The following is a 22005-nucleotide window of genomic DNA, read 5'->3' on the forward strand; positions in this document are numbered from 1 at the left end:
GTGGTTCATGAAACGCTCCCTATGTGGTGTTGCGTTCGCCTTGAACGCGATCTTCATGCCGATGACGGCGCAATCCCAGGTTCTCGTTGAAGATCCGATGGCCATAGTGCAGCTAGTGAACCAGGTGACAACGCTGAAAAGCCAGCTCGATCAACAGGTAGCCCAATATCGAGCGCTGACGGGCAGTACTGGCCTGGGAACGCTCATACCGGGAGACGCCTCGTTGTTGCGCACGAACCTTCCATCTAACTGGTCCCAAGTGTATGGCGACGCGCTCAATGGCGGAACCTCAGGCTACAACACCCGCACAACACAGATCATTAATGCCGTCAAATCGCGAATCGATAGTATGGGACGCAGCGATGCGCTTGACTATGCAAATAGCCAAGTCGAAGCTAAGGGCGCGACTGATCGAGCGATGGGGGAGCAGGCCTACAACAATGAGATGGCCGAGCTTAACAATATTCAATCTCTGACGAATCAGATCGATGCGACCAGCACGCCGAAGCAGATTGCAGATCTGCAGGCGCGCATTTCGACCGCGCGTGGTGCGATCGAAGCTGAGCAGACGAAGCTCAACCTCATGTCGTCGCTGCAGAAATCGCAAGACAAAATCCTTGAACAGCAGCAAACCGAAGCTGTGCGGCGATATACCATCGGCACGGCCTCCGATGACAATACCGCTCCGACGATCACACCTTAAGCTTCAACACTGGAGTTCACGATGAATAAAGCAGGGTTTTTGTTCCTGGCGATCTCCATGCTCGCTGCATGCGGCAAAGACGCCGATCACCCTCCGCAAACGAAGGACTGGTATGTGCAGCATGACAAGGAGCGTCATGCTCGTGTGGACGAATGCAACAACGATGCGGCGCAGAAGGTCACTCCTGACTGTCAGAACGCTTTAGAAGCTGAGAGCCAGGTCTACGTGTTCGGGAAATAGGAGAGACGTGATGGCGGCTTTCAACGCTACCTCGCAAATTTTCACTTACATGGATACGGTCGTATCCCAGTTCGTGGCGACAAATCTGTCGAACGTCATCGGCTTCGCTGCGCCGCTTGTGGGACTTGGCCTGACGATGGCCTTAATGCTCGAAGGACTGTTTCTGATGGGGCGACCGAACGGCGAGCCTCTTAGTTCTCTAGTCAACAGGTTCGTGAGATATGCCATCATCATCAGCATCGCGAGTGCGGGCGGCTGGTATCAGACAAAGCTTGCCGAGACTGCCATGCATCTCCCCGACGATTTCGCATCGGCACTTGTGATCAACGGAGAATCTGGCGCAAGCGCACAAACTTCGATCGCAAATTCGATCGACCAAGCCTTGGACAATGGTTTAACTGTCGGGAAGACCGCATTCGAGCACGCCGGTGTGCTCAGTGGGCCACACCTAGCGAGCCTTGTTCTCGGCATTACAGTGCTGCTCGTAACGGCCCTGATGTGCGGCATTGGCGCTGGCATGATCTTGATGGCGAAGGTAATGCTAGGCATCACTGTTTGCTTCGGCCCAATCTTTATCTTCTTGCTGCTCTTCGAGAGCATGAAAACGCTTTTCACAAAGTGGATGGGGTCAGTCATCAACTATGGCCTGGTTTCCGTTCTGTTTTCTGCGGTCTTCGGCTTGTTGCTGCATTTCTTCAAAGCTGCGATCGGAGCGGCGGCGGCTAATAACCCCACATCTCCTATCATGGCAGCGATCCTCACCTGTGCGTTAGTGCTTTTGATTTCATGGTTCGTGTTGAAAGAAATCCCTCACTTGGCATCATCCTGGGGACAGGGCGTCGCGGCGGACATATTCCGGCACGTGCGACAAAGCAAGGACGGGATGGAGGGCAGTGCGGCCGCGAGTCGCGGAGGAAGTTCCGCTTCATCGGGTCAGTCCGGTCGCGGCGGCTCAGGGTCCTCCAGCTCTGCAGCAACATCGTCAGCAGCGACTCAAGCGTCCCAATCTGCTACTAACGGTCTAGCCCGCGGATCCCGCCGATCAGCTTAGCGAGCGGAGTTTGTCGCATATAGATCATTGAAACTGTAATTTCAATGATCTGCTATCGTTTTGCAAGATAACCACCAAGAGCGCGATTATGAAGTCACTCTTATCTTCTATATTTTATGTACTACTAACACTATGCGGTTGCGCAAGTAAGCCGAAGCCGCCGCCTGAGCCAGATATGGCGCATCTTGTTTCGGTCAATAAGGCAACGCCTGTTGAGCTCGAAGGTAAGGTGATTCTTCCACCTAAAACGGCCGTTCAGCAATGGAAGGCCGGGGACGCAAACTGATGAACGCCGCAGATCAAAAAATCACGCGGGCCGAACGTAAGGCGATCACGCGCGCTGACATGGACACTTATCGAAAAGAGCGAGGGAGTGCAGAGATCGATCTGCTCGATGAGGTCCTGATGTCGCGTAAGCGCGCCTGGCAAGTCGCCAGTGGCTTCGCAGGGTTTGCGCTGATGGCGTGGATTGTGGCCGGTGGGACGATGCTACGCTACGCGCAGCCATTACCGCAGTACTTGCTCACGTTGAACAAGTCGACCGGTGAACTGTCGCAGGTGTCGATCGTCCCTCAGAACATGGGAATGGACGAAGCAACGGACCAATATTGGGTGTCACAGTTTGTGATTCATCGCGAAGCCTACGACTTCTATGCGGGGCAAACCGATTTCGACTTTATGCGGCTCACGGCCGTCGGTCAGGTGGCCGACGACTATATGCAGCAATACCGTGGATCTAAACCTAAGGATAAGGTGCTCGGTGACTCGGAAAGCACGTCGGTCCATATCAACTCCGTGATTGTCGACACCAAACATCGCGTCGCTACGATTCGGTACACGACGACGAAGCGTATGCGGGATCGGCCGGTCGCCGAGCCTCCGCAGTACTGGATTGCGACCCTGGCTTATGACTACGTGCATCGCCCGATGACCGCTGCAGAACGATTCATCAACCCCGCCGGGTTTCAGGTCACTAGTTTCAGGCCCAATCTCGAAAATCCCACTAATGTCGGCAGGGTAGGAGGTTGATGATGATCCGATACGCGCTGACTGCCTTTGCGTCCGCTGCTGTGCTCGCGTCTTCGTCGGCCTTTGCAGTCGCACCGAAGAAGAACTCGCCTGACGACTATCGGATCAAGTCCGTGGTCTACAACGCTCGGGATACGGTTCAATTGAACGCCGTGCTTGGCCTGCAAATCCACATCACAGTCGGACCCGAAGAAAAGTACGTGACGCACGCTTTTGGCGACACGAAGGCATGGCAGTTCACCCACAGCGGCAATAACTTCTTTGTGCGCCCAACTGCAGACCTCAGCGATACCAACCTAACCATCATAACTGACAAGCACACCTACAACATCCTGCTCCATTTCATCGGCCATGCCGTGAAGAAAGGGGCGGACGGTCAACCGGTTCAGGCGTTCATTAACAACCCGTGGTCCATGAAACAGGCGACCATCGAGTTGAACTACCTGTATCCCGCTCAGGAGTTGGCGAAAGCGAAAGCGGCGATCGCACAGGCCGCACGACAGCAGGCAATGAACCGGGGTGACCCGTACGCAGCTTACAACGTCGACTACGAGATGTCTGCCGACCCTGCGTCGTCGTCGATCGCGCCGATGAATGCATGGGATAACTTTCGGTTCACCTACTTCAAATTTCCTGCTAACGCTGAGCTTCCTGAGATCTTTGTCGTGAGCTCGGATGGCAAAGAAAGCACCGTCAACACGCACGTTGAGGGTGTCGACCACAACATCATCGTTGCCGAGACAACCGCCAAGCAATGGCGCGTGCGTTACGGACAGCAGAAGGTGGTTGGCATCGTCAATGGCGGATTCGACCCGGCGCGCGGAGCAACTTCCAGCGGGACGACCTTGCCGGGCTACACGCGGACAATGAAAGGGGAGAGGGAATGAGCCGACGTGAGCAAAACATTGATGAGCTCGTCGATCCGAGCGAACAGATCGATGGCGGTCGGGAGTCCTTCAGCCGGGTTGTGCCGTCGCGGAATCGCGTCCAAGGCATGCGCGCGTTCGTGGCGCTGATGGTCATCATCGGAATCGTCCTGGTCGGGTGGATCATTTTTCGAAAGCTGCACCCTTCCCCGACACCGGATGCTCCGGCGAATCAGCAGACTTCGGGAATGCTGCCGCAGTACAGCTTCTCGACCGATCCAAGCGGTGCTGCCTCGGCACCTGTAGCCGCGAGTCCGATCGCCGCATCCGACCCACTGCCGCAGCATTCACTGCCGGCGCGTCAGGCAGGCGCCAAGCGCGAGTTGACGCCAGAAGAAAAGGCGTATCAGCGTCGTCTTGATGCGAACGCTGCCGGAGTTCAGGACGCTCCACAAAGCACAGGAAGCCCTCTGCAAAAGACCTCGGCAGGAACGAGTTCCACTGCTGTAAGCGCCGACAGCTCAGCCTTCGCATCAAAAATGACCGGGGTCACCGTCGGACGAGTCATGGCGAGCACCTTCGAGCACCCGAGCATGACCGTGCCGGCAGGCACGATGATCCAGTGTGGGACTGCGACCGAGCTGGATACAACCGTTCCCGGACAGATCAAGTGCCATGTCAGTCAGGATGTGTATTCCTTCAACCACAAAGTGCGTTTGATCGACAAAGGTGCGACCGTCGTTGGAGAGGCGAGCGGGGGAATCAAGAGCGGGCAAGCGCGTGTGTTTGCATTATGGACCCGCCTTGTGAACCCAGACGGAGCGGTGATCAATCTGAATAGTCCCGGCACCAACGCCCTCGGTAGCGCAGGCATTCCTGGACAGGTCGACGCGCATTTTTGGGAGCGATTCGGTCCAGCAATTCTGATATCGGTGATCTCGGATTTTGGCGACGCCGGCGTTCAGTACGCAGCGAACAAAGCCAGCAACGGCGGCACGAACCTCAACTTTGACAACACCTCGCAGACATCAGACTCTCTCGCGCGAGAAGCGCTTGCTGCGACGATCAACATCCCGCCAACGCTGTACGACCAGCAGGGCGACCATGTCGCAATCTTCGTGCGTCAAGACCTCGATTTCAGCAACGTGTACGAGTTGAACAGCGATGCCACTCCATAAAGCACAGTCCTTTATTGCCTCGGACCATGCGGTGAACATGACGCTGGCCCCGCTGCTCCCATATCTTGAGGACCCAGCGGTTTTCGAAGTTCGAATCAACAGATTCGGGCAGGTCGTCGCTGCACGGACTGACGGCCGTGAAATCTTCCATGAGCCGGCAATCACCCCCGCCTACGTCAACAATCTGACGAACACGCTTCTGTCTTATAACGGCCTGGGTCCGTCACCGATCATGGACGTGATGTTGCCCAACGGCACCCGCGGCGTGATCGTGCGGCCACCGGCTGTCCTTGAGGGTACCGTGCTGATTTGCTTCCGAAAGCACCTTCAGCTTCGAAAGGGGCTTGAAGAGCTGCAAGACGAAGGTCGCTTTTCAAATGCAAGGCGACGCACCATCGAGGACATGCTGAAACTTGATGCCGTTGAAGAAAAGCTGCTTGCGCTTCTTGAGCGTCGAGATGTTGTCGGCTTTATGCGCGAGGCGGTTCGAAACCGGAAAAACATCTGCGTGTCAGGCAAGACCGGATCCGGGAAATCAACGCTCACTCGGACGCTGCTGGCCGAAGTTGCGTCGACCGAGCGCGTGCTGTTGTTAGAAGACGTCCACGAGGTCGAGGCCGACAATCAGTACGAGGTCGGTTACATGATGTATGGCAAGCAAGAGGGAAGGGTGTCCGCCAAAGAATGCCTGACGGCCGCAATGAGACTTTCGCCCGATCGGATTTTTTTGACGGAGTTGCGTGACGATGCCGCATGGGATTACCTGACGGGCGCGAATACCGGGCATCCGGGCGGTATTTTCTCGACGCATGCTGACAATGCCGCGACAACATTTGCGCGAATCGCAACTTTGGTAAAGGCCTCGGACGTTGGGCGCACTGTTGATCACGACGTCATTCTTAAGACTGTGATCACTACAGTCGACGTCGTCATCTACATGGCAGATCGTGAAGTGAAAGAGATCTACTATGATCCACTGTATCGAAGACGCCAACTGATAGGGTAGAAAGAGGCTCGGGGAGCGGCGCTATTTTGTGCGCTCGATTCCCATCCATGATGGTGTCGGCGCATAAGCGCAATTTGAGGGACGCGATCCTTCGACTGTGATCGGCCGGCCACACTCGGCCATTCGCACGCTGCCAAAGACTGACGTTCGAGCGACCGCTTACCTCTGAATATCGCCGATCACCTAGATCGTTGCTGCGGTGCGGTGAATGCACGACCTATAGGGTGTTCGTCGTGCTCGTATGCTCGTACATGCGGCGGTCCTGGCGCTCGGGTCATTCCGTAAGTACAAGTCAAATCCATAGGCAGATGAGGTACACCACGAGGAGCCAGCCCGCGGTAAAGGCGGTGAGCGAACTCCACGTAAAACGCCAATCAACAAGGGCGAAGTGCGAACTCAACGGCACTGCCCACATGGGCATTAGCGCAAATGCGATAACGGCGAAGGCGAAAACCATGCAGAACTTCCCCGCCCAGACTGCCGGACTGGCTTGGCCTTGTATGAGCAGTGGCTGCGTTGGGGCCGCTGCTTCGTCGCCTAGAACGAATCTACTGATCGTTTCGAAGTTTTCGGGGACTACTGCCGCACCGTGTCCTCCTCGCATATAGGTGACTTCGTACACAGGCGGATCTCTTTCGGCGAATCCTGTGTGCCCGGCACTGCCCAGGTCGGACTTCGATTTACGCAGTCGCTCGAAGATAGCGGGGAAAATTGCGACTACCAAGTCCGCCGACGCCACAAAGTTCTGGATGGCGGTCAGGCGATTTTCGCCGATATGTTTGCTCCAAGGAAAGTTTCGGTTCACAACACTCCCAGCAAAAACCGCGCGTTCAAATGCGCACGCCGGATACCTCGCCAATGCGCTCGCAAGCAAGTACGTGCCGTTGCTATGCCCGACAAAAGACATCGCGGCTTGAGGGTACTTGGCGAGTGCCTCCGTGTATTGGTCCATAAACCAACGCACGTTTTTTTGGCGTTCGGGTTGAAGCATGAAGCGGGCGATCGGAAAATAGCCATACCCAGAACTGACGACGCGGACATTCGCGGACATCCGTTTAGCCGTCTCATATATGACGGGTGCAAGTCTTTGCGTCCAGTTTCCATAGTCGCGAATCCCGTGCATGACAAATACGACATGTGCGACATCCGGCTCTGAACTGAAGTCGACAAGCATGTCGCTTTCGATTTGCGCTGCGTCCGTCAGTAGTGCATCGAGGAATATCTGCTTGCGAACTGCGCCGGCCGCTCCGGAGAAGTCAATGACGTTCGCGTGACCAGTTTCGGGCACCGACCGATACACGAAGGACGCGCCGCACTGAATGTCGACGTTGTCGCGTTCGTCGACAATATCGTCGACCGTCCCGAGAAGTTGCACTGTCATTGGGACCGGAGGCGACAACGAGCGATTCCGCAGGAGACTGATCCATTGGATTCTCAAATTCGCCACGAAAGGCGCGCCTTCGCGAACACTATTGATTAGACGGGCAAGCCGTAACCAATGCCAAAGTTGCGAGCATGTATTGAAGGCAAGCCACTTCGGCCAGGACAGATCCCTTGCCTTTTGACGTAGTTCCCACCCTCGGTTGGTTCCTGCCAAGAGAATGATCCTCGATACCGACGCTCCCCATGCCTGCGGCGCTAAACGCAGATAGCCCGAGTGATCCTGATTTTCACCCCTTGCAAATACATACGCCTTACGCACTAACAATGCACCAAGGCTATGGCCGATCAAAACAATTGCCTCGTATCGAGCGCCCCTAGTTTCGCGGGCCTTAACGGCATCGCCTATACATCGGACGAGGGCCTCGGTAATCTCGATCGGGTCCGCGCTCGAGAACAAACCAGCTGGGTAATCCGGGAACAATAGATCCGCATTCGGCATGGCATCCCTTACCGCCGATCGGACATCCTGCATCTTTGTTGAGGACGCAGTCCAGCCATGAACAGCCACGACGAGTGATGTAGACTCGCCGGCGATTTCTGGGACTGCATTTTCCAGTCGCATGGATGCCCCCGTCCTGGATTTTGTAAAACTAAACGAGACTTACACATGTCGTTATAGATGCTTTGCGACAAGCTTTCAAATGGCTCCTTTTTGACAGGCTTTGGCCGGATGAACCTGAGAAGGAGGCCTGAAAGGCAGATCGGCCTGACCGAAAGGAAGCGTCATACCCCCCGCTTTTTCTACTTTCCGTTCGCTAACGAACAATTACAAAAACATTTCGCACGAATATTCGAGCCATAGATGGCCGTAGGAGCGAGTACGCTAATCCAGTCGGGCGTAGAAGACCAAAAATTCACCGGACTCTTGAGGAAATCATGATGACCTCAGTGAGGAAGACGGCAATCAGGTTTGCGTCATTGCTATGGGGATTGTTCGCGCCGCTCATCGCGCTAGCGTGTCCCGACTGCCAGTATGAGTTTTGCATCGTCACCGCTTGCTGGTGTCAGCCGAAAGACCAGTGCGTTCTTCCTCCCGCAGTCAAGGACTTCGGCAAAGCGGTGGGAGACGCGCCAAGACTTGTCGCGACGACGATCGAGAAAGCAGTTTCGGATATAGGCAGGACCATCGAAAAAGCTTTCGACGACACGTCAAATACGCTGGATATCGCTATTCGGGACGGGGTCGCGAACGTAGAAAAAGCTGGCAACGACGCGAACGCCGAACTTGGCCGGTTCGGGCGTGAGTTGGGTAATACTGCCCACGCGATCGAGCATGCGGTAGAAAACGAGGCAAAAGGTCTCGCCGACGGCGCGTGATGCTGAACGGCGAATTCGGGAGGGCAAAGTGGTAGATGCGATCTGGCATGCGGCCTTGAGTCCCGTGCAGGTCGCTGAGCACAGCGCGTCAGAGGCGGTGCTTGAGAGCGCCTATCTGCGAGGTGTCGGACAAATCGCGGCCAGCACTTATGGCCCCGGCGGGGCGGCAGCATACGCCACTTGGCTCGCGTACCATCAAACAGGAGATCCAAGTCTCGCACTTCGTGTGGGCATTCTTTCAGGGGCTACCGCTATGGCCTACGGTGGGGCCGCAGCAATTCCCGACAGCGCGAAAAAGGCAGTGGTAACAGCGGCAATTGGCGGTCTAGCCGTCGCGGCTGCGGGTGGCGACGAAAAAGCAGTCAAGGAAGCGTTCTTGCTTGCGGGCGCGATGGTTGTCGTCCAGGACGGCTTCAAGGAGTACACGCAGCATAAGTTAGATCCGAGAGCGTCCGAGGGGACTGAAGCCTATTGCATCAGCGCCACCGCAACCCACTGCGTACCGCTGCCCGAGGGCGCGGTCCTCGGAACGGATGAAAAAGGGAATTTTGTAGTCGATATGGCCAAGGTTGATCCGAGGATTCCTGCGGTTGGTCTCAAGGACAACACTGCATTCTTCAACGAATCAAATCCAGCAATGGTGGGTGTCTCAAAGATTCCCGGCATGCAAGCCATGGCCATTTTCCACGACACCTGGACGGTGGGATGGAAGTCAGACGCGCTAATAAAAACGTCTATCATTCCGGCCATTGTCTTGACCTACGTCGGGACGACGGCGCCGGTTTTCGAGAGGCTTGATAAAACCGTCGTCGAGAAATCGCTTAACGGAACTTTAGCCGAGCAATGCTGTGAACGGCCTGCAAGTCCGCAAGAAGTTTCTGTCAACGCCCAGAGAGTCGTTGATAGCGCCGTCAGCCTCTCCCCACAAAGCGACTACACCGTTATCGCACTCGAGCGCCGGTATGGGCCGCCATGGTGCAGCGATGGATACATACTCAAGGCAAAATCAAAGTTTGTCGAGGACCGTTGTCTTCGCATGGAGCGCGGGCAAATCACTGGGAATCCGCCGAACTTGAATACCGACTACGCTTGCCGTGTGCTAGTGACGCACGCCGGTAAGACCGAACTCATCAAACGCTCGTTGTTCGACCGAGATGGCTGTGATTCTGACTTCCTAGCGCGGCTTAATTCCCCTCCACCGGATGGAGCCGCCCGGTGGTATCGGGCGGATGCTCGAGTAACAACCGCACAATAGCCGTTGACGGCAGAACCGAGGAGGGAGCCGCTAGTCCGCCGCCGTGGACGCCTCAAACAGGATGCCGCGATAGCCGGTTTCTCTAGCTCGCTGAATGTGCCGCGTCTCTTCCGGTGCAGAGCATCGCGGTCTTCCTATAGGCATGACAGCCACCGTTACACATGGCGGGACCGATCCCCGCCGCGACAAGGACGGCGGCCGGCCCATCGAGAGAGCGGGGCCGTCGTTATCACGCGCACCGTTCTCTCCGGTGCCGTCTACTGCCACGAAGCATAGGCCGTCTTCGCGGCTTCGCGGCTTCGGGCCTTCGGGCCTTCGGGCTCGCGGATGAAGATGCTACGCGTCTAAAAACGACGGAGCCTGGCCGGCCGATATGGCTGATCGAATGGCCGTTCCTGTTGGGAAGCTGCCGCAGCGCTCGCGCCAGGTCGAAGGACGGGTGTGGGTCGACATGACTCATTCGTTAACTCAAGATCCGGGACGTGACTTCCGGTCGAAGGCCGCGGCGAAGCGGCACCGTAAGTCAGCATAGGAGCTGAGGGTTAAGTTACGTCGAGGCCGAAAGCGACCCCGACGATCAATCGCACCTGGAAGACATTAGGATGTCTAACAAATATCGCTAATTCAGAGCGCCTATCTGCGAGGTGTCGGACAAATCGCGGCCAGCACTTATGGCCCCGGCGGGGCGGCAGCATACGCCACTTGGCTCGCGTACCATCAAACAGGAGATCCAAGTCTCGCACTTCGTGTGGGCATTCTTTCAGGGGCTACCGCTATGGCCTACGGTGGGGCCGCAGCAATTCCCGACAGCGCGAAAAAGGCAGTGGTAACAGCGGCAATTGGCGGTCTAGCCGTCGCGGCTGCGGGTGGCGACGAAAAAGCAGTCAAGGAAGCGTTCTTGCTTGCGGGCGCGATGGTTGTCGTCCAGGACGGCTTCAAGGAGTACACGCAGCATAAGTTAGATCCGAGAGCGTCCGAGGGGACTGAAGCCTATTGCATCAGCGCCACCGCAACCCACTGCGTACCGCTGCCCGAGGGCGCGGTCCTCGGAACGGATGAAAAAGGGAATTTTGTAGTCGATATGGCCAAGGTTGATCCGAGGATTCCTGCGGTTGGTCTCAAGGACAACACTGCATTCTTCAACGAATCAAATCCAGCAATGGTGGGTGTCTCAAAGATTCCCGGCATGCAAGCCATGGCCATTTTCCACGACACCTGGACGGTGGGATGGAAGTCAGACGCGCTAATAAAAACGTCTATCATTCCGGCCATTGTCTTGACCTACGTCGGGACGACGGCGCCGGTTTTCGAGAGGCTTGATAAAACCGTCGTCGAGAAATCGCTTAACGGAACTTTAGCCGAGCAATGCTGTGAACGGCCTGCAAGTCCGCAAGAAGTTTCTGTCAACGCCCAGAGAGTCGTTGATAGCGCCGTCAGCCTCTCCCCACAAAGCGACTACACCGTTATCGCACTCGAGCGCCGGTATGGGCCGCCATGGTGCAGCGATGGATACATACTCAAGGCAAAATCAAAGTTTGTCGAGGACCGTTGTCTTCGCATGGAGCGCGGGCAAATCACTGGGAATCCGCCGAACTTGAATACCGACTACGCTTGCCGTGTGCTAGTGACGCACGCCGGTAAGACCGAACTCATCAAACGCTCGTTGTTCGACCGAGATGGCTGTGATTCTGACTTCCTAGCGCGGCTTAATTCCCCTCCACCGGATGGAGCCGCCCGGTGGTATCGGGCGGATGCTCGAGTAACAACCGCACAATAGCCGTTGACGGCAGAACCGAGGAGGGAGCCGCTAGTCCGCCGCCGTGGACGCCTCAAACAGGATGCCGCGATAGCCGGTTTCTCTAGCTCGCTGAATGTGCCGCGTCTCTTCCGGTGCAGAGCATCGCGGTCTTCCTATAGGCATGACAGCCACCGTTACACATGGCGGGACCGATCCCCGCCGCGACAAGGACGGCGGCCGGCCCATCGAGAGAGCGGGGACGTCGTAAGGCAGTGGTAACAGCGGCAATTGGCGGTCTAGCCGTCGCGGCTGCGGGTGGCGACGAAAAAGCAGTCAAGGAAGCGTTCTTGCTTGCGGGCGCGATGGTTGTCGTCCAGGACGGCTTCAAGGAGTACACGCAGCATAAGTTAGATCCGAGAGCGTCCGAGGGGACTGAAGCCTATTGCATCAGCGCCACCGCAACCCACTGCGTACCGCTGCCCGAGGGCGCGGTCCTCGGAACGGATGAAAAAGGGAATTTTGTAGTCGATATGGCCAAGGTTGATCCGAGGATTCCTGCGGTTGGTCTCAAGGACAACACTGCATTCTTCAACGAATCAAATCCAGCAATGGTGGGTGTCTCAAAGATTCCCGGCATGCAAGCCATGGCCATTTTCCACGACACCTGGACGGTGGGATGGAAGTCAGACGCGCTAATAAAAACGTCTATCATTCCGGCCATTGTCTTGACCTACGTCGGGACGACGGCGCCGGTTTTCGAGAGGCTTGATAAAACCGTCGTCGAGAAATCGCTTAACGGAACTTTAGCCGAGCAATGCTGTGAACGGCCTGCAAGTCCGCAAGAAGTTTCTGTCAACGCCCAGAGAGTCGTTGATAGCGCCGTCAGCCTCTCCCCACAAAGCGACTATACCGTTATCGCACTCGAGCGCCGGTATGGGCCGCCATGGTGCAGCGATGGATACATACTCAAGGCAAAATCAAAGTTTGTCGAGGACCGTTGTCTTCGCATGGAGCGCGGGCAAATCACTGGGAATCCGCCGAACTTGAATACCGACTACGCTTGCCGTGTGCTAGTGACGCACGCCGGTAAGACCGAACTCATCAAACGCTCGTTGTTCGACCGAGATGGCTGTGATTCTGACTTCCTAGCGCGGCTTAATTCCCCTCCACCGGATGGAGCCGCCCGGTGGTATCGGGCGGATGCTCGAGTAACAACCGCACAATAGCCGTTGACGGCAGAACCGAGGAGGGAGCCGCTAGTCCGCCGCCGTGGACGCCTCAAACAGGATGCCGCGATAGCCGGTTTCTCTAGCTCGCTGAATGTGCCGCGTCTCTTCCGGTGCAGAGCATCGCGGTCTTCCTATAGGCATGACAGCCACCGTTACACATGGCGGGACCGATCCCCGCCGCGACAAGGACGGCGGCCGGCCCATCGAGAGAGCGGGGCCGTCGTTATCACGCGCACCGTTCTCTCCGGTGCCGTCTACTGCCACGAAGCATAGGCCGTCTTCGCGGCTTCGCGGCTTCGGGCCTTCGGGCCTTCGGGCTCGCGGATGAAGATGCTACGCGTCTAAAAACGACGGAGCCTGGCCGGCCGATATGGCTGATCGAATGGCCGTTCCTGTTGGGAAGCTGCCGCAGCGCTCGCGCCAGGTCGAAGGACGGGTGTGGGTCGACATGACTCATTCGTTAACTCAAGATCCGGGACGTGACTTCCGGTCGAAGGCCGCGGCGAAGCGGCACCGTAAGTCAGCATAGGAGCTGAGGGTTAAGTTACGTCGAGGCCGAAAGCGACCCCGACGATCAATCGCACCTGGAAGACATTAGGATGTCTAACAAATATCGCTAATTCCTTTTATGTCAAACAGCGGTCGTACGGCACCCGGGCTTGGGGTGCCCTTGATTTCCGTGCAATTTCCGGGTTAGAACGCTCTAGGCGCGGCGGGACTTTGCGGTCCGGCCCCATAAACATTTGTCATTGAATCAAATAGTTGCTGTCTGCCGTCCTGGAAGTGATCCATTCCAAACACGAGGGCGTGTTCAAGGTCTCCAACCCGCGTAATGACGTGAAAATTCATGGCTAGCGTGATGATGGGCGACACCGCCTTATTCCAGGACGAAGTCAATCCGGTGATGAGCACTGCACTCGATGCCGGCCTCCAAGTGACCGCATTTCACAATCACTTCTTTTTGATCAGCCAAAGGTGTTATTCATGCATATCGGCGGTCACGGCGACGCCACCAAGCTCGCACAGGGCGTCAAAAAGGTCTACGACCGAATCGCGGAGGTCCGATCCGCGCACGCCGGTCCCGAAAGCGTCTTTCCCGGTCAGATCGCCAATCCGGGCAGCATCAGCTCCGAGCTGCTCGAAGTCAACCGGCCCGTCTGTCAGGCCGTGGAAGGCATCAAATTTACTCAATAAAAGCAAACAGTTCATCGGTTGTTGACGCCGGCCTCAGCGAATAGTCCCGATTCCCTGATCGCCCGAATCATCGCGTGGACTCGGGTGGGACAAGTACAACGTCACGGACCACCCGATCGACAGTGGTCGAGCGCATGACAGTCTGCCGCCGAAGACCGAGCAACGCGATGATGATCGATGGATCTAATACATTTTTTGTTTCCTCGATCGTGACTACGTGCGCCGGGCGATAAAGAGTCTCCCGATACAGAGCACCGTACCACAGCGGCGCGCGGTCACTTGCGTCGCGAATGATGAAGTGTGAACGCCAAAGGCGTAGCACCAGACGGCTGCGCGATGAGTCGGGATCGGTCCGCACGAGAGCAAGCTGCGAGGGTTCGCCCGCCGAGTATTTGGGCAGCACCGGCAACTGGTCGACTTGTGGCTGTGACAGCAACCAGCCGAGTGCCGAGCGCGCCGTCCAGGCGACAGCGGGCTGCCAGCCGGCCTGCTTTAGTGCGCCGATGATTGCATCATTGCTTGCCGCCCACTGTAGCGGTAACGGTTCTTCCTCATCACCGCCGACTTCCATGCGCCGTGCCGGCAGTAGTTGCCAGCCATTGTCGAGCCATTGCCCGACGGACAAACTCAGGGCAAGCCGCGCGATCGGTGAACCACCCGCCTTAACGGGTTGCGTGTGGCCGGAAAGATACCCCGCTCCGGCAACCGCGAGCGTTCCGGTGATCAGCAGCGCCATCGCCTTGGGAGACAGATCGTCGTCCACATGCCAGGAGGTGTAGGTGCCGGCAAACAGTGAAAGCCACGCGAGCCCGAGCGCCCAGCCGCCGAGAAGTCCGGAAAGCCAGGCCCGGCCGAGATAGAGATCGGCTATGGAGCCCATGACGATCCATAGTGCAACCGCCGTGGCGACGCCTGCACGCCAGCGCAAGGTTTGCTGGCGACATAACAGCCAGCCGGCGAAGGCAAAGATCAGCAGACTGAACGCTGCGCGGCCGTCGGGCAGCGGGGTGTGAGGGGTACCGGGAATCCAGTCGACAGGCCGCGTGGACTTGAAATTGAACCCGAGAAACGGCGACAGCACGACCCCCGCACCAACCACGGCGATCCACCAAACCGCGGACTTCCAGCTTCGCTTCCATATCAGCCAAACAAGCACGACAGCTGAAACTGCGTAGACCACCGAGCGGTCATTCAACGCGGACAGACCGGTCATCAGCGAGTCGATCGGCGCGATGTGGAGTGACTGCAGGAAAGCGTAGAGCGCTGTGTCGGCCCGCATCAGTGGATCATTGGCGACTACGTCCTGAAGCACACCGCCAAAGAGCCACACGCTTCCGATAAAAAGCAGCACCAGCGCCGCCAACGTGGGGAACTCGGGCGAATCGAGATCGACGATCTTCCGCAACTGTGTTCCCAACCACGGAAGGCGGCGGGCCCAGTGCCGCGTCACTCGCGCCGCGACGCGTTTTGTCATCGGAAGGCCTCGCTCGACCATCAGCCTGACGAGACGCACGATGAGCCAGAGAAGCAGAGCCAAAATAACGAAGATCGCGGCTAGGCGCGCGCTCACGGCTTCGGCCAGGGACGCGGATGCGCCGAACAGGATCCACCGGGCGATATGCGTGGGCGCCCAGGCGAGCGCCGAGACCACATTGATCGGATAGAACTTCGCGCGAGCCATCCGGGCCGTGCCTACCACCAACGGCACGATCGCCCGCACCGGAGCGAAGAATCGGGCGAACACGATGCTCTTGCCACCGTGCCGCGCGACGAACTGTTCGCCGCGTAACCAGGCGGCCTCATGGCCGTGCGATCGCGACCAGGCGCCGACCTGGGTGTGATAACGCCGCCCCAGTTCGTAGCTCAGGCCGTCGCCGGCGATGGCGCCCAGCGTAGCCACGCCGATCATGATCCAGCCGTCCACCGCGCCGGCGCCGATCAGCGCGCCCGCGGCGAACATCACGACCCCGGCCGGCACGAACGTCCCTATCGCTGCAATCGACTCCGTGCATGCCGCAGCGAACACCACGGCGAGCACCAGATGCGGACGTTCACCGAACGACATGAGCAATGCGTGGATGGACATGGCCGCTCTCCGATCAGGCAGCTGCAGGGCCGGGTTCGGTCAAGGCATCCCGCGCGAAGCGGCCGTAACGCAATGCCAGCGTCGGCAGCACGATCAGGTTCAGCGCCGTGGAGGTGATGAGCCCGCCCAGGATCACGATCGCCATCGGCCCCTCGATCTCATTGCCGGCCGCGCCGCTCGTAACTGCAAGCGGCAGTAGTGCCAGCGCGGTCACGAGTGCGGTCATCAGGATCGGCACGAGCCGCTCCGAGGCGCCTCGGACGGCCGTATCGGCGCTCCACGGGAGTTCATCGACATGCACGAGGTGCTCGTAGTGGCTGATCAGCATGATCGAGTTGCGCAACGAAATGCCAAACAGCGTGACGAAGCCCACCATGCTCCCGAGCGACAGGTTCGCTCCCGCGAGCATCACGCCCAGCACGCCACCCACGAGTGCAAAGGGCAGGTTGACCATGACCAGCAGCACCCCCCGACTGCTCCTGAGTGCAAGGAAGAGCAGCAGTGCGATGCCGATGAGCGACATCGCGCCGTACACCAGCAGATCATGCTGCGATTGCGCGCGCGCCTCGCTTTCGCCGGCGAATACTGCGTAAGTCCCCGGGGGCATGTTGATCTCATGGTTCACACGTGCCTTGGCTTCCCTAACGAAGTCGCTGACCGGGCGGCTCCCGAGACTGACCGACACTGTCTGCATGCGCCGTCCGCCATCGTGGGTGATCTGATAGCGGCCGGAGATCTGGCGAATGGACGCAAGATCGTGCAGCGGCACGGCAAGCCCGTCCGGGTTGCGCAGCATCAACGCGCCGACGCCATTGAGCGTAGCGCGTTCGCGAGGCGAGAGCACCGCCACGACGTCGTACGTGCGGCTACCCTGATAGATCTGTGAAACGGTGGCGCCCTGATAGGCGGACTGGATCGCATCGAGCACTTCCACTGGCCTGAAACCCCAACGGTTCAACTGGTCGAGCTTGAGCCTGACATCGAGTTCGGGAATGCCGGGGGGCGATTCCACCCGCACGCTTGCGGCGCCACGGATTGATCCAAGCACGTGGGCGATCTCCTGCACCTTGCGATCAATCACATCGAGGTTGTCGCCGAATACGTTGACGACGACCGGCGCGGTCACGCCTGAGATTGTCTCGTCGATGCGCTCGACCAGAAAGGTGTTCACGGAGGTGGTGAGCCCGGGGAAGTCCGCAAGCGCCTGCTTGATGCGATACAGCGCCCAGCTCTGATCGGACGCGCTCATCGGCTTGAGATCGACCTCGAACTCAGAGAGCTGAACTCCGACCGGGTCAACGACCTCGTTGGCGCGGCCCGCCCGCTGCGCGACAAGCCGCACGCCGGGCACCTGCATGAGGGCGTGGGAAACCTGCGTGCCAATGCGCATCGATTCGGCGAGTGACGTGCCGGGAGCCAAGCCCATGTGCACGATGTAATGTCCCTCGCGCAACTCAGGAATGAAGTTGCCGCTCATGAACGGCACCGATACGAGTGCTGCCACGCACATCAATGTGACGACGATGACTACTGTCTTCACCCGTTGCTCGACACTCAGCAACAGTGCGACGTAGCGAGCCTTCAGGCGCGCGATCATCCGTGGTTCGTGCTCCGGCAGCGGACCGCGCGCGAGCAGGGCGAGTGCCATTGCAGGGGTGAGCGTCAGCGCCACGCAGAGCGAAGCGAGCACGGCGAGGATATAGGCGACGCCAAGCGGTGCAAACAGCTTGCCGGCGACACCTGAAAGCGTCAGCACGGGCAAAAAGATCAGCATCACGATGAAGGTGGCGAACACCACGGCGCTGCGGACCTCGAGCGACGCGCGCAGCACCACGCGAAACGCGGGCAGCGGCTTGGGCAGGCTGCGGTTTTCACGCAACCGGCGGTAGATGTTCTCGACATCGATGATCGCGTCGTCGACCACCTCGCCGAGTGCGATTGCAAGGCCGCCGAGCGTCATCGTGTTCAGACTCACGCCCAACGACGTCAGCACGATGATCGCAACGAGCAGCGAAAGCGGTATCGCCACGGCGGAGATGACGGCTGTACGTGCGTTCAGCAGAAACAGGAAGAGCACCGCAACGACCAGCACGGCGCCGACGATCAGCGCCATTCGCAGGTGACTGACGGACGCATCGATAAAGTTGGCCGGCCGGAACACACCTGCATTGACCTCGACACCCTGTTTTTCGAGCACGGGCCGCAGGCTCGACAATGTTTTCTCGATGCCCTTTGTGACGGCGAGCGTGTTGGTGCCGTACTGACTCTCCAGGACCAGCATCACGCCAGGCTGACCCATGATCGAGGCCGCGCCTACAGTGGGGGCGGGCGCCCAAGTCACCGTCGCGACATCACCGAGTCGAACGGCGGCGCCGTTGCTCCAGCGCAGCGCGATAGCGGCGAACCTTTCGGGTGTCGTGACCTGGCCGTCCGCGTTGATGGCGATGCGCTGATTGTCGTTCTCGATGAACCCCGCGCCGCGCACGCCGGTAGATACGCGCGCCGCTGCCACCACGTCCTGCATCGTGAGGCCATAGCGCAAGAGCTTCGTGGGATCGACCTGGATCTGGAGTTGACGGGTTTGTCCGCCGAAGACGATGGCGTCCGCCACGCCGGGCACGCTGAGCAACTGCGGTCTGATGGTCCACTGCGCGATGTCATACAGTTCCAGCAGAGAACGCTTTTTCGAGGTCAGGCCAATCGCGCGCACGACACTGGTCGTGGTGGTGAGCGGCAGCAGCTTCGGCGGCATGACGCCGGCCGGCAGGCTTGCCGCAAGTGCGCTCACCCGCTCGGAGACCAACTGGCGGATCTGCATCACGTTCGCATGTTCATCGAAGACCAGCGTGATGGCAGACAGGCCCTGCATCGACTTGGAGCGCATCGACTGCAGCCCGACCATGCCGCGTAGGGCGTTCTCGACAGGTTGTGTCACGAGCGTCTCGACTTGCTCACTGGTGAGGCCCGGCGCTTCGGTCTGGATGATACTCATCGGCGGAGCGAACTCGGGAAACACATCGAGCTTCGCGCGGGTGAGCGAGTAGAGACCGTAGCCGGCCGTGATAAGGGCCAGCGCATAGATCACGCCGCGAAAGCGCAGCGAGAACCGGATGATTGCGTTGAGCATGAGCGGTTTGTTGGATTCGTGTCTACCGGGCGAAACAACGGGTCAGTCATCGCATTCGGGCGGATCCTTGCAGGCCGTCGCGATCCCTTGAGGCTTCAGTTCCTCGGATAGCAGCAACTGGGCGCCTTGCGTGACGACGCGGTCCCCAGTATGAAAGCCGGAGTTCACGAGAAAGCCCTGATCGCCCTCGTCGCCGGCGGAGACATAGCGGCGCGTGAAGTGATCGGGTGCTGTCTGCACGTAGGCCCACGGCTGTCCGCCGTACCAGACGACGGCCGACTCGGGAACGACGAGCCTCTGTGAGGCCGGCGCCGGCATTGGCACATGCGCTCTGGTGCGGGTGCCAACAGGCAACGCTCGATCCGCTGCGTAAAACCAGGGACTGCCTTGTATCGATGGATCGGCCAGCGGCGACGCCGACAGCTTCGTCGCGGTGACATGCTCGCCGTCGGGAGCGTCCACCGTGATGCGCGCTGGCGCGTTACTCTGGAGCCCCGCGGGCAGCGTCACGCGCAACACCGCCGTGCGGCCCGCAAGCAGCCGTTGAAACACGTCGGATTTCGGGTCCATCGACGCCCGCGCGAGCGCATCGCCGAACTGCTGGCGCAGCGTCGCCTCCAGCCCGCTGACCGTTGTGGTGGCCGATTGCAGCTTCGCCTGATCCGCCTGCATCACTGCTCGCGCGTCCTGCAGGCTCTTCTGGGAGACGTTGCGATCATCCTCGTACAGCACATTGCTGCGCTCATACTGCGTATGCGAATTACCGGCCTGAGCGGTGAGCGTATCGAGATCGGCGCGTGCGGCGGCCAGCCGGTTATGCAGGTCGAAGAGCGGCTGAAGATCGACGACCGTCGCCCATGCGTTAGTGTCAGGCCGTTTGGTGACGAGGGCGAGCGAGGCAGCTTCGATGTGGCTTGCTTGCTGGATCGCCTGGCTGACGGTCACCACCGTCTCACCATTGATCGTCTGAACGGCCGGCCGGGACGCCGGCTGCGCGGCCACGGATGATGCAGATGGTTTCGGATAAAGGTTTTGATAGATGTACCAGCACGCGCTGGCAGCCAGCGCGATCGTGATGGCAGAAAAGAAGAGCAGCCGGTATCTCATCGCCGTGGTTCCTGTTGAGTCAGAGATTCGTTGGCCGCCTCGGGCTCAAGGGGGCGCTGCATGGCATCCTCGAGCACACCGGCCGCCTTTTGGGCAGCGACGACGGCATCCAGGTGCGTCATTTCGTTTGCCTCGAAGTCGGCCTTGGCCTGCGTGAGCGTCAGACGATCGATGTTGCCGGCGGCGAAACCTGCCCGCTGACTGTCCAGCTGACGCCGTGCGGTGGTGAGATGGCGTGCAGAGAGCTGCACGGCGTCAAGGCTCGCCCGATAATTCGCGAGGGCACGATCCAGATCACCGAGTATCGAATCCTGCAAGGCCGCCGTGCGTGCCGCGGCTTCCTCGCGCTTCGCCTCGGCCTGCGCAATGTTCCTGGTTCTGGTCGAAGATCGGCAGCATGATACCCGCAAGTCCGAAGCCTATCTTGTGTGTACCGGTGTCGTATGTGTAGCCGGGTCCGAAATGGATGTCGGGATACTGTTTGGCCACTTCGAGCTGAAGCGCCGACTCGGCCGCCGCGTACTCGGCGAGCGAGGCAAGCAGATCGGCGCGATGGAAAATGGCATCGCGTTGCGCGTCAGCGGCAGGCGGCGCTGGCAGTGACGTACCGAATTCGTCGAGGGTGAACTGGAGGCCATCGAGCGCGGCCGCCGGCACACCGATCGCCGCCGCCAGTTGCGCAAGCGCATCCTGCTGCGCGCTTCGGGCCGCAGCCAGATCAGCCTGCGCCTGTGTCGCCGCGAGAACGGCCGCGTCGACATCCGGTCCCGAGTTTTCGCCGACCGATCGGCGCTTGCTGACCATCCGAACGACCTGCTGCAGTGCTTCCGCCTTGCGCGACAGATCGGCCCCGCGTTCGCGCGCGGCGTACAGAGCGACCAGCGCGTCCCGAACGTGTCCGCGGACCTTCCACGCTTCGTTGCCGATCGCAAGGCGCGCGGCTTCCGACAGGTGAGTCGCCTGATCGAGGCGGTAACCGCGCTTGCCCGCGGTCTCGATCGGAATGTCAAGGGCAGGGCCCCAGATGAAGGGCGCGCCCGGTCCAGGATTGGGCGTAGCGAACTGGAACGGCAACTGCAGGACGGGGTTCGGCATTGCGTCGGCAGCCTGAATGCCGGCTTTCGCGGTGCCCCAGTGGGCGCGCGCAACATCGAGCGCGGGACTGTAGTACCACGCCGCGAGCGTCAGCATCCGTTCGTCCCACCGGGCCGTCGGCCACGGCTGGACGTCGTGACCGAGTGCCTTCGTGAGAAACGCGCGCAAGTCCTCGCTCGCGAGTGAGCGCTGCTCAAACTGTTGGGCCAGTTGATCAGGCGCGATCGGCTGTGCGTGGTAGGACGCACAACCGGTGAGTAAGGTAAGGACAATCAGTATCGCGCGGCGCATTCCGGCATCCAAGGGTCTCCCGGCCGCAGGGGCGGACCGCTCATGACCCG

The 22005-nt window shown here is 59.2% G+C and carries 16 protein-coding genes and 2 pseudogenes; 13 read left to right on the forward strand and 5 right to left on the reverse strand.

Going from position 1 to position 22005, the window contains the following annotated elements; translation table 11 throughout:
• The first annotated feature begins 7 nt into the window (after positions 1 to 7).
• From LY284_RS38080 to LY284_RS38110, 8 genes are all read left to right on the forward strand, one after another.
• Positions 8 to 703: a type IV secretion system protein gene (locus tag LY284_RS38080; protein ID WP_233392396.1), complete on the forward strand. Its 696-nt coding sequence runs from the start codon at positions 8 to 10 to the stop codon at positions 701 to 703.
• A gap of 21 nt (positions 704 to 724) precedes the next feature.
• Complete coding sequence (locus tag LY284_RS38085) at positions 725 to 943, forward strand: EexN family lipoprotein (RefSeq protein ID WP_233392398.1); 219 nt, start codon at positions 725 to 727, stop codon at positions 941 to 943.
• Positions 944 to 953: 10 nt separating this feature from the next.
• Positions 954 to 1994 carry a type IV secretion system protein gene (locus tag LY284_RS38090; RefSeq protein WP_233392400.1) on the forward strand — a complete coding sequence of 347 codons (1041 nt, stop codon included), beginning with the start codon at positions 954 to 956 and terminating at the stop codon, positions 1992 to 1994.
• Between the two features lie 88 nt (positions 1995 to 2082).
• Complete coding sequence (locus tag LY284_RS39495; RefSeq protein ID WP_375294358.1) at positions 2083 to 2280, forward strand: hypothetical protein; 198 nt, start codon at positions 2083 to 2085, stop codon at positions 2278 to 2280.
• The gene (locus LY284_RS38095; protein ID WP_233392402.1) at positions 2280 to 3023 is read left to right on the forward strand and encodes a virB8 family protein; all 744 of its coding nucleotides are present in this window, start codon (positions 2280 to 2282) and stop codon (positions 3021 to 3023) included. The genes LY284_RS39495 and LY284_RS38095 overlap by 1 nt, the downstream gene beginning before the upstream one ends.
• Complete coding sequence (locus LY284_RS38100; RefSeq protein ID WP_233392403.1) at positions 3023 to 3910, forward strand: TrbG/VirB9 family P-type conjugative transfer protein; 888 nt, start codon at positions 3023 to 3025, stop codon at positions 3908 to 3910. Before LY284_RS38095 ends, LY284_RS38100 begins: the two co-directional genes overlap by 1 nt.
• Positions 3907 to 5067 (forward strand): type IV secretion system protein VirB10, encoded by a 1161-nt coding sequence (gene virB10 / locus LY284_RS38105; protein ID WP_233392406.1) that lies wholly within the window; start codon positions 3907 to 3909, stop codon positions 5065 to 5067. The genes LY284_RS38100 and virB10 overlap by 4 nt, the downstream gene beginning before the upstream one ends.
• Positions 5054 to 6073: an ATPase, T2SS/T4P/T4SS family gene (locus LY284_RS38110; RefSeq protein WP_233392408.1), complete on the forward strand. Its 1020-nt coding sequence runs from the start codon at positions 5054 to 5056 to the stop codon at positions 6071 to 6073. Before virB10 ends, LY284_RS38110 begins: the two co-directional genes overlap by 14 nt.
• A gap of 292 nt (positions 6074 to 6365) precedes the next feature.
• Here the strand turns inward: LY284_RS38110 and LY284_RS38115 are convergent, their stop codons facing one another.
• Complete coding sequence (locus LY284_RS38115; RefSeq protein ID WP_233392410.1) at positions 6366 to 8078, reverse strand: alpha/beta fold hydrolase; 1713 nt, start codon at positions 8076 to 8078, stop codon at positions 6366 to 6368.
• Positions 8079 to 8392: 314 nt separating this feature from the next.
• Between LY284_RS38115 and LY284_RS38120 the strand changes: the two genes are divergently transcribed.
• The 5 genes and pseudogenes from LY284_RS38120 to LY284_RS38140 all read left to right on the forward strand — a co-directional run.
• Positions 8393 to 8833, forward strand: coding sequence for a hypothetical protein (locus tag LY284_RS38120; RefSeq protein WP_233392413.1), 441 nt, complete (start codon positions 8393 to 8395; stop codon positions 8831 to 8833).
• Positions 8834 to 8861: 28 nt separating this feature from the next.
• On the forward strand, positions 8862 to 10088 hold the full coding sequence (locus LY284_RS38125) for a hypothetical protein (protein ID WP_233392415.1): 1227 nt from the start codon (positions 8862 to 8864) through the stop codon (positions 10086 to 10088).
• A gap of 775 nt (positions 10089 to 10863) precedes the next feature.
• Positions 10864 to 11865: a hypothetical protein gene (locus LY284_RS38130; protein WP_233392417.1), complete on the forward strand. Its 1002-nt coding sequence runs from the start codon at positions 10864 to 10866 to the stop codon at positions 11863 to 11865.
• A 161-nt stretch (positions 11866 to 12026) separates the two neighbouring features.
• The gene (locus LY284_RS38135) at positions 12027 to 13052 is read left to right on the forward strand and encodes a hypothetical protein (protein WP_233392418.1); all 1026 of its coding nucleotides are present in this window, start codon (positions 12027 to 12029) and stop codon (positions 13050 to 13052) included.
• A 780-nt stretch (positions 13053 to 13832) separates the two neighbouring features.
• Positions 13833 to 14198 (forward strand): annotated as a pseudogene (locus tag LY284_RS38140) (DUF1259 domain-containing protein); the annotation flags it as partial.
• Between the two features lie 118 nt (positions 14199 to 14316).
• Here the strand turns inward: LY284_RS38140 and LY284_RS38145 are convergent.
• From LY284_RS38145 to LY284_RS38160, 4 genes and pseudogenes are all read right to left on the reverse strand, one after another.
• A complete protein-coding gene (locus tag LY284_RS38145; protein ID WP_233392420.1) occupies positions 14317 to 16335 on the reverse strand; it encodes an LssY C-terminal domain-containing protein in 2019 nt (672 codons plus the stop codon).
• Positions 16336 to 16348: 13 nt separating this feature from the next.
• Entirely contained in the window at positions 16349 to 19462 is a 3114-nt protein-coding gene (locus LY284_RS38150) for an efflux RND transporter permease subunit (RefSeq protein ID WP_233392422.1), read from the reverse strand.
• Positions 19463 to 19504: 42 nt separating this feature from the next.
• Positions 19505 to 20569: a metal transporter gene (locus tag LY284_RS38155; RefSeq protein WP_233392424.1), complete on the reverse strand. Its 1065-nt coding sequence runs from the start codon at positions 20567 to 20569 to the stop codon at positions 19505 to 19507.
• Positions 20566 to 21955, reverse strand: a pseudogene (locus LY284_RS38160) (TolC family protein). The gene LY284_RS38155 and the pseudogene LY284_RS38160 overlap by 4 nt, the downstream one beginning before the upstream one ends.
• Positions 21956 to 22005 lie beyond the last annotated feature (50 nt).

Origin of the sequence: Caballeronia sp. PC1 (genome assembly GCF_021353155.1) — a bacterium.
Lineage (GTDB): Bacteria > Pseudomonadota > Gammaproteobacteria > Burkholderiales > Burkholderiaceae > Caballeronia > Caballeronia cordobensis.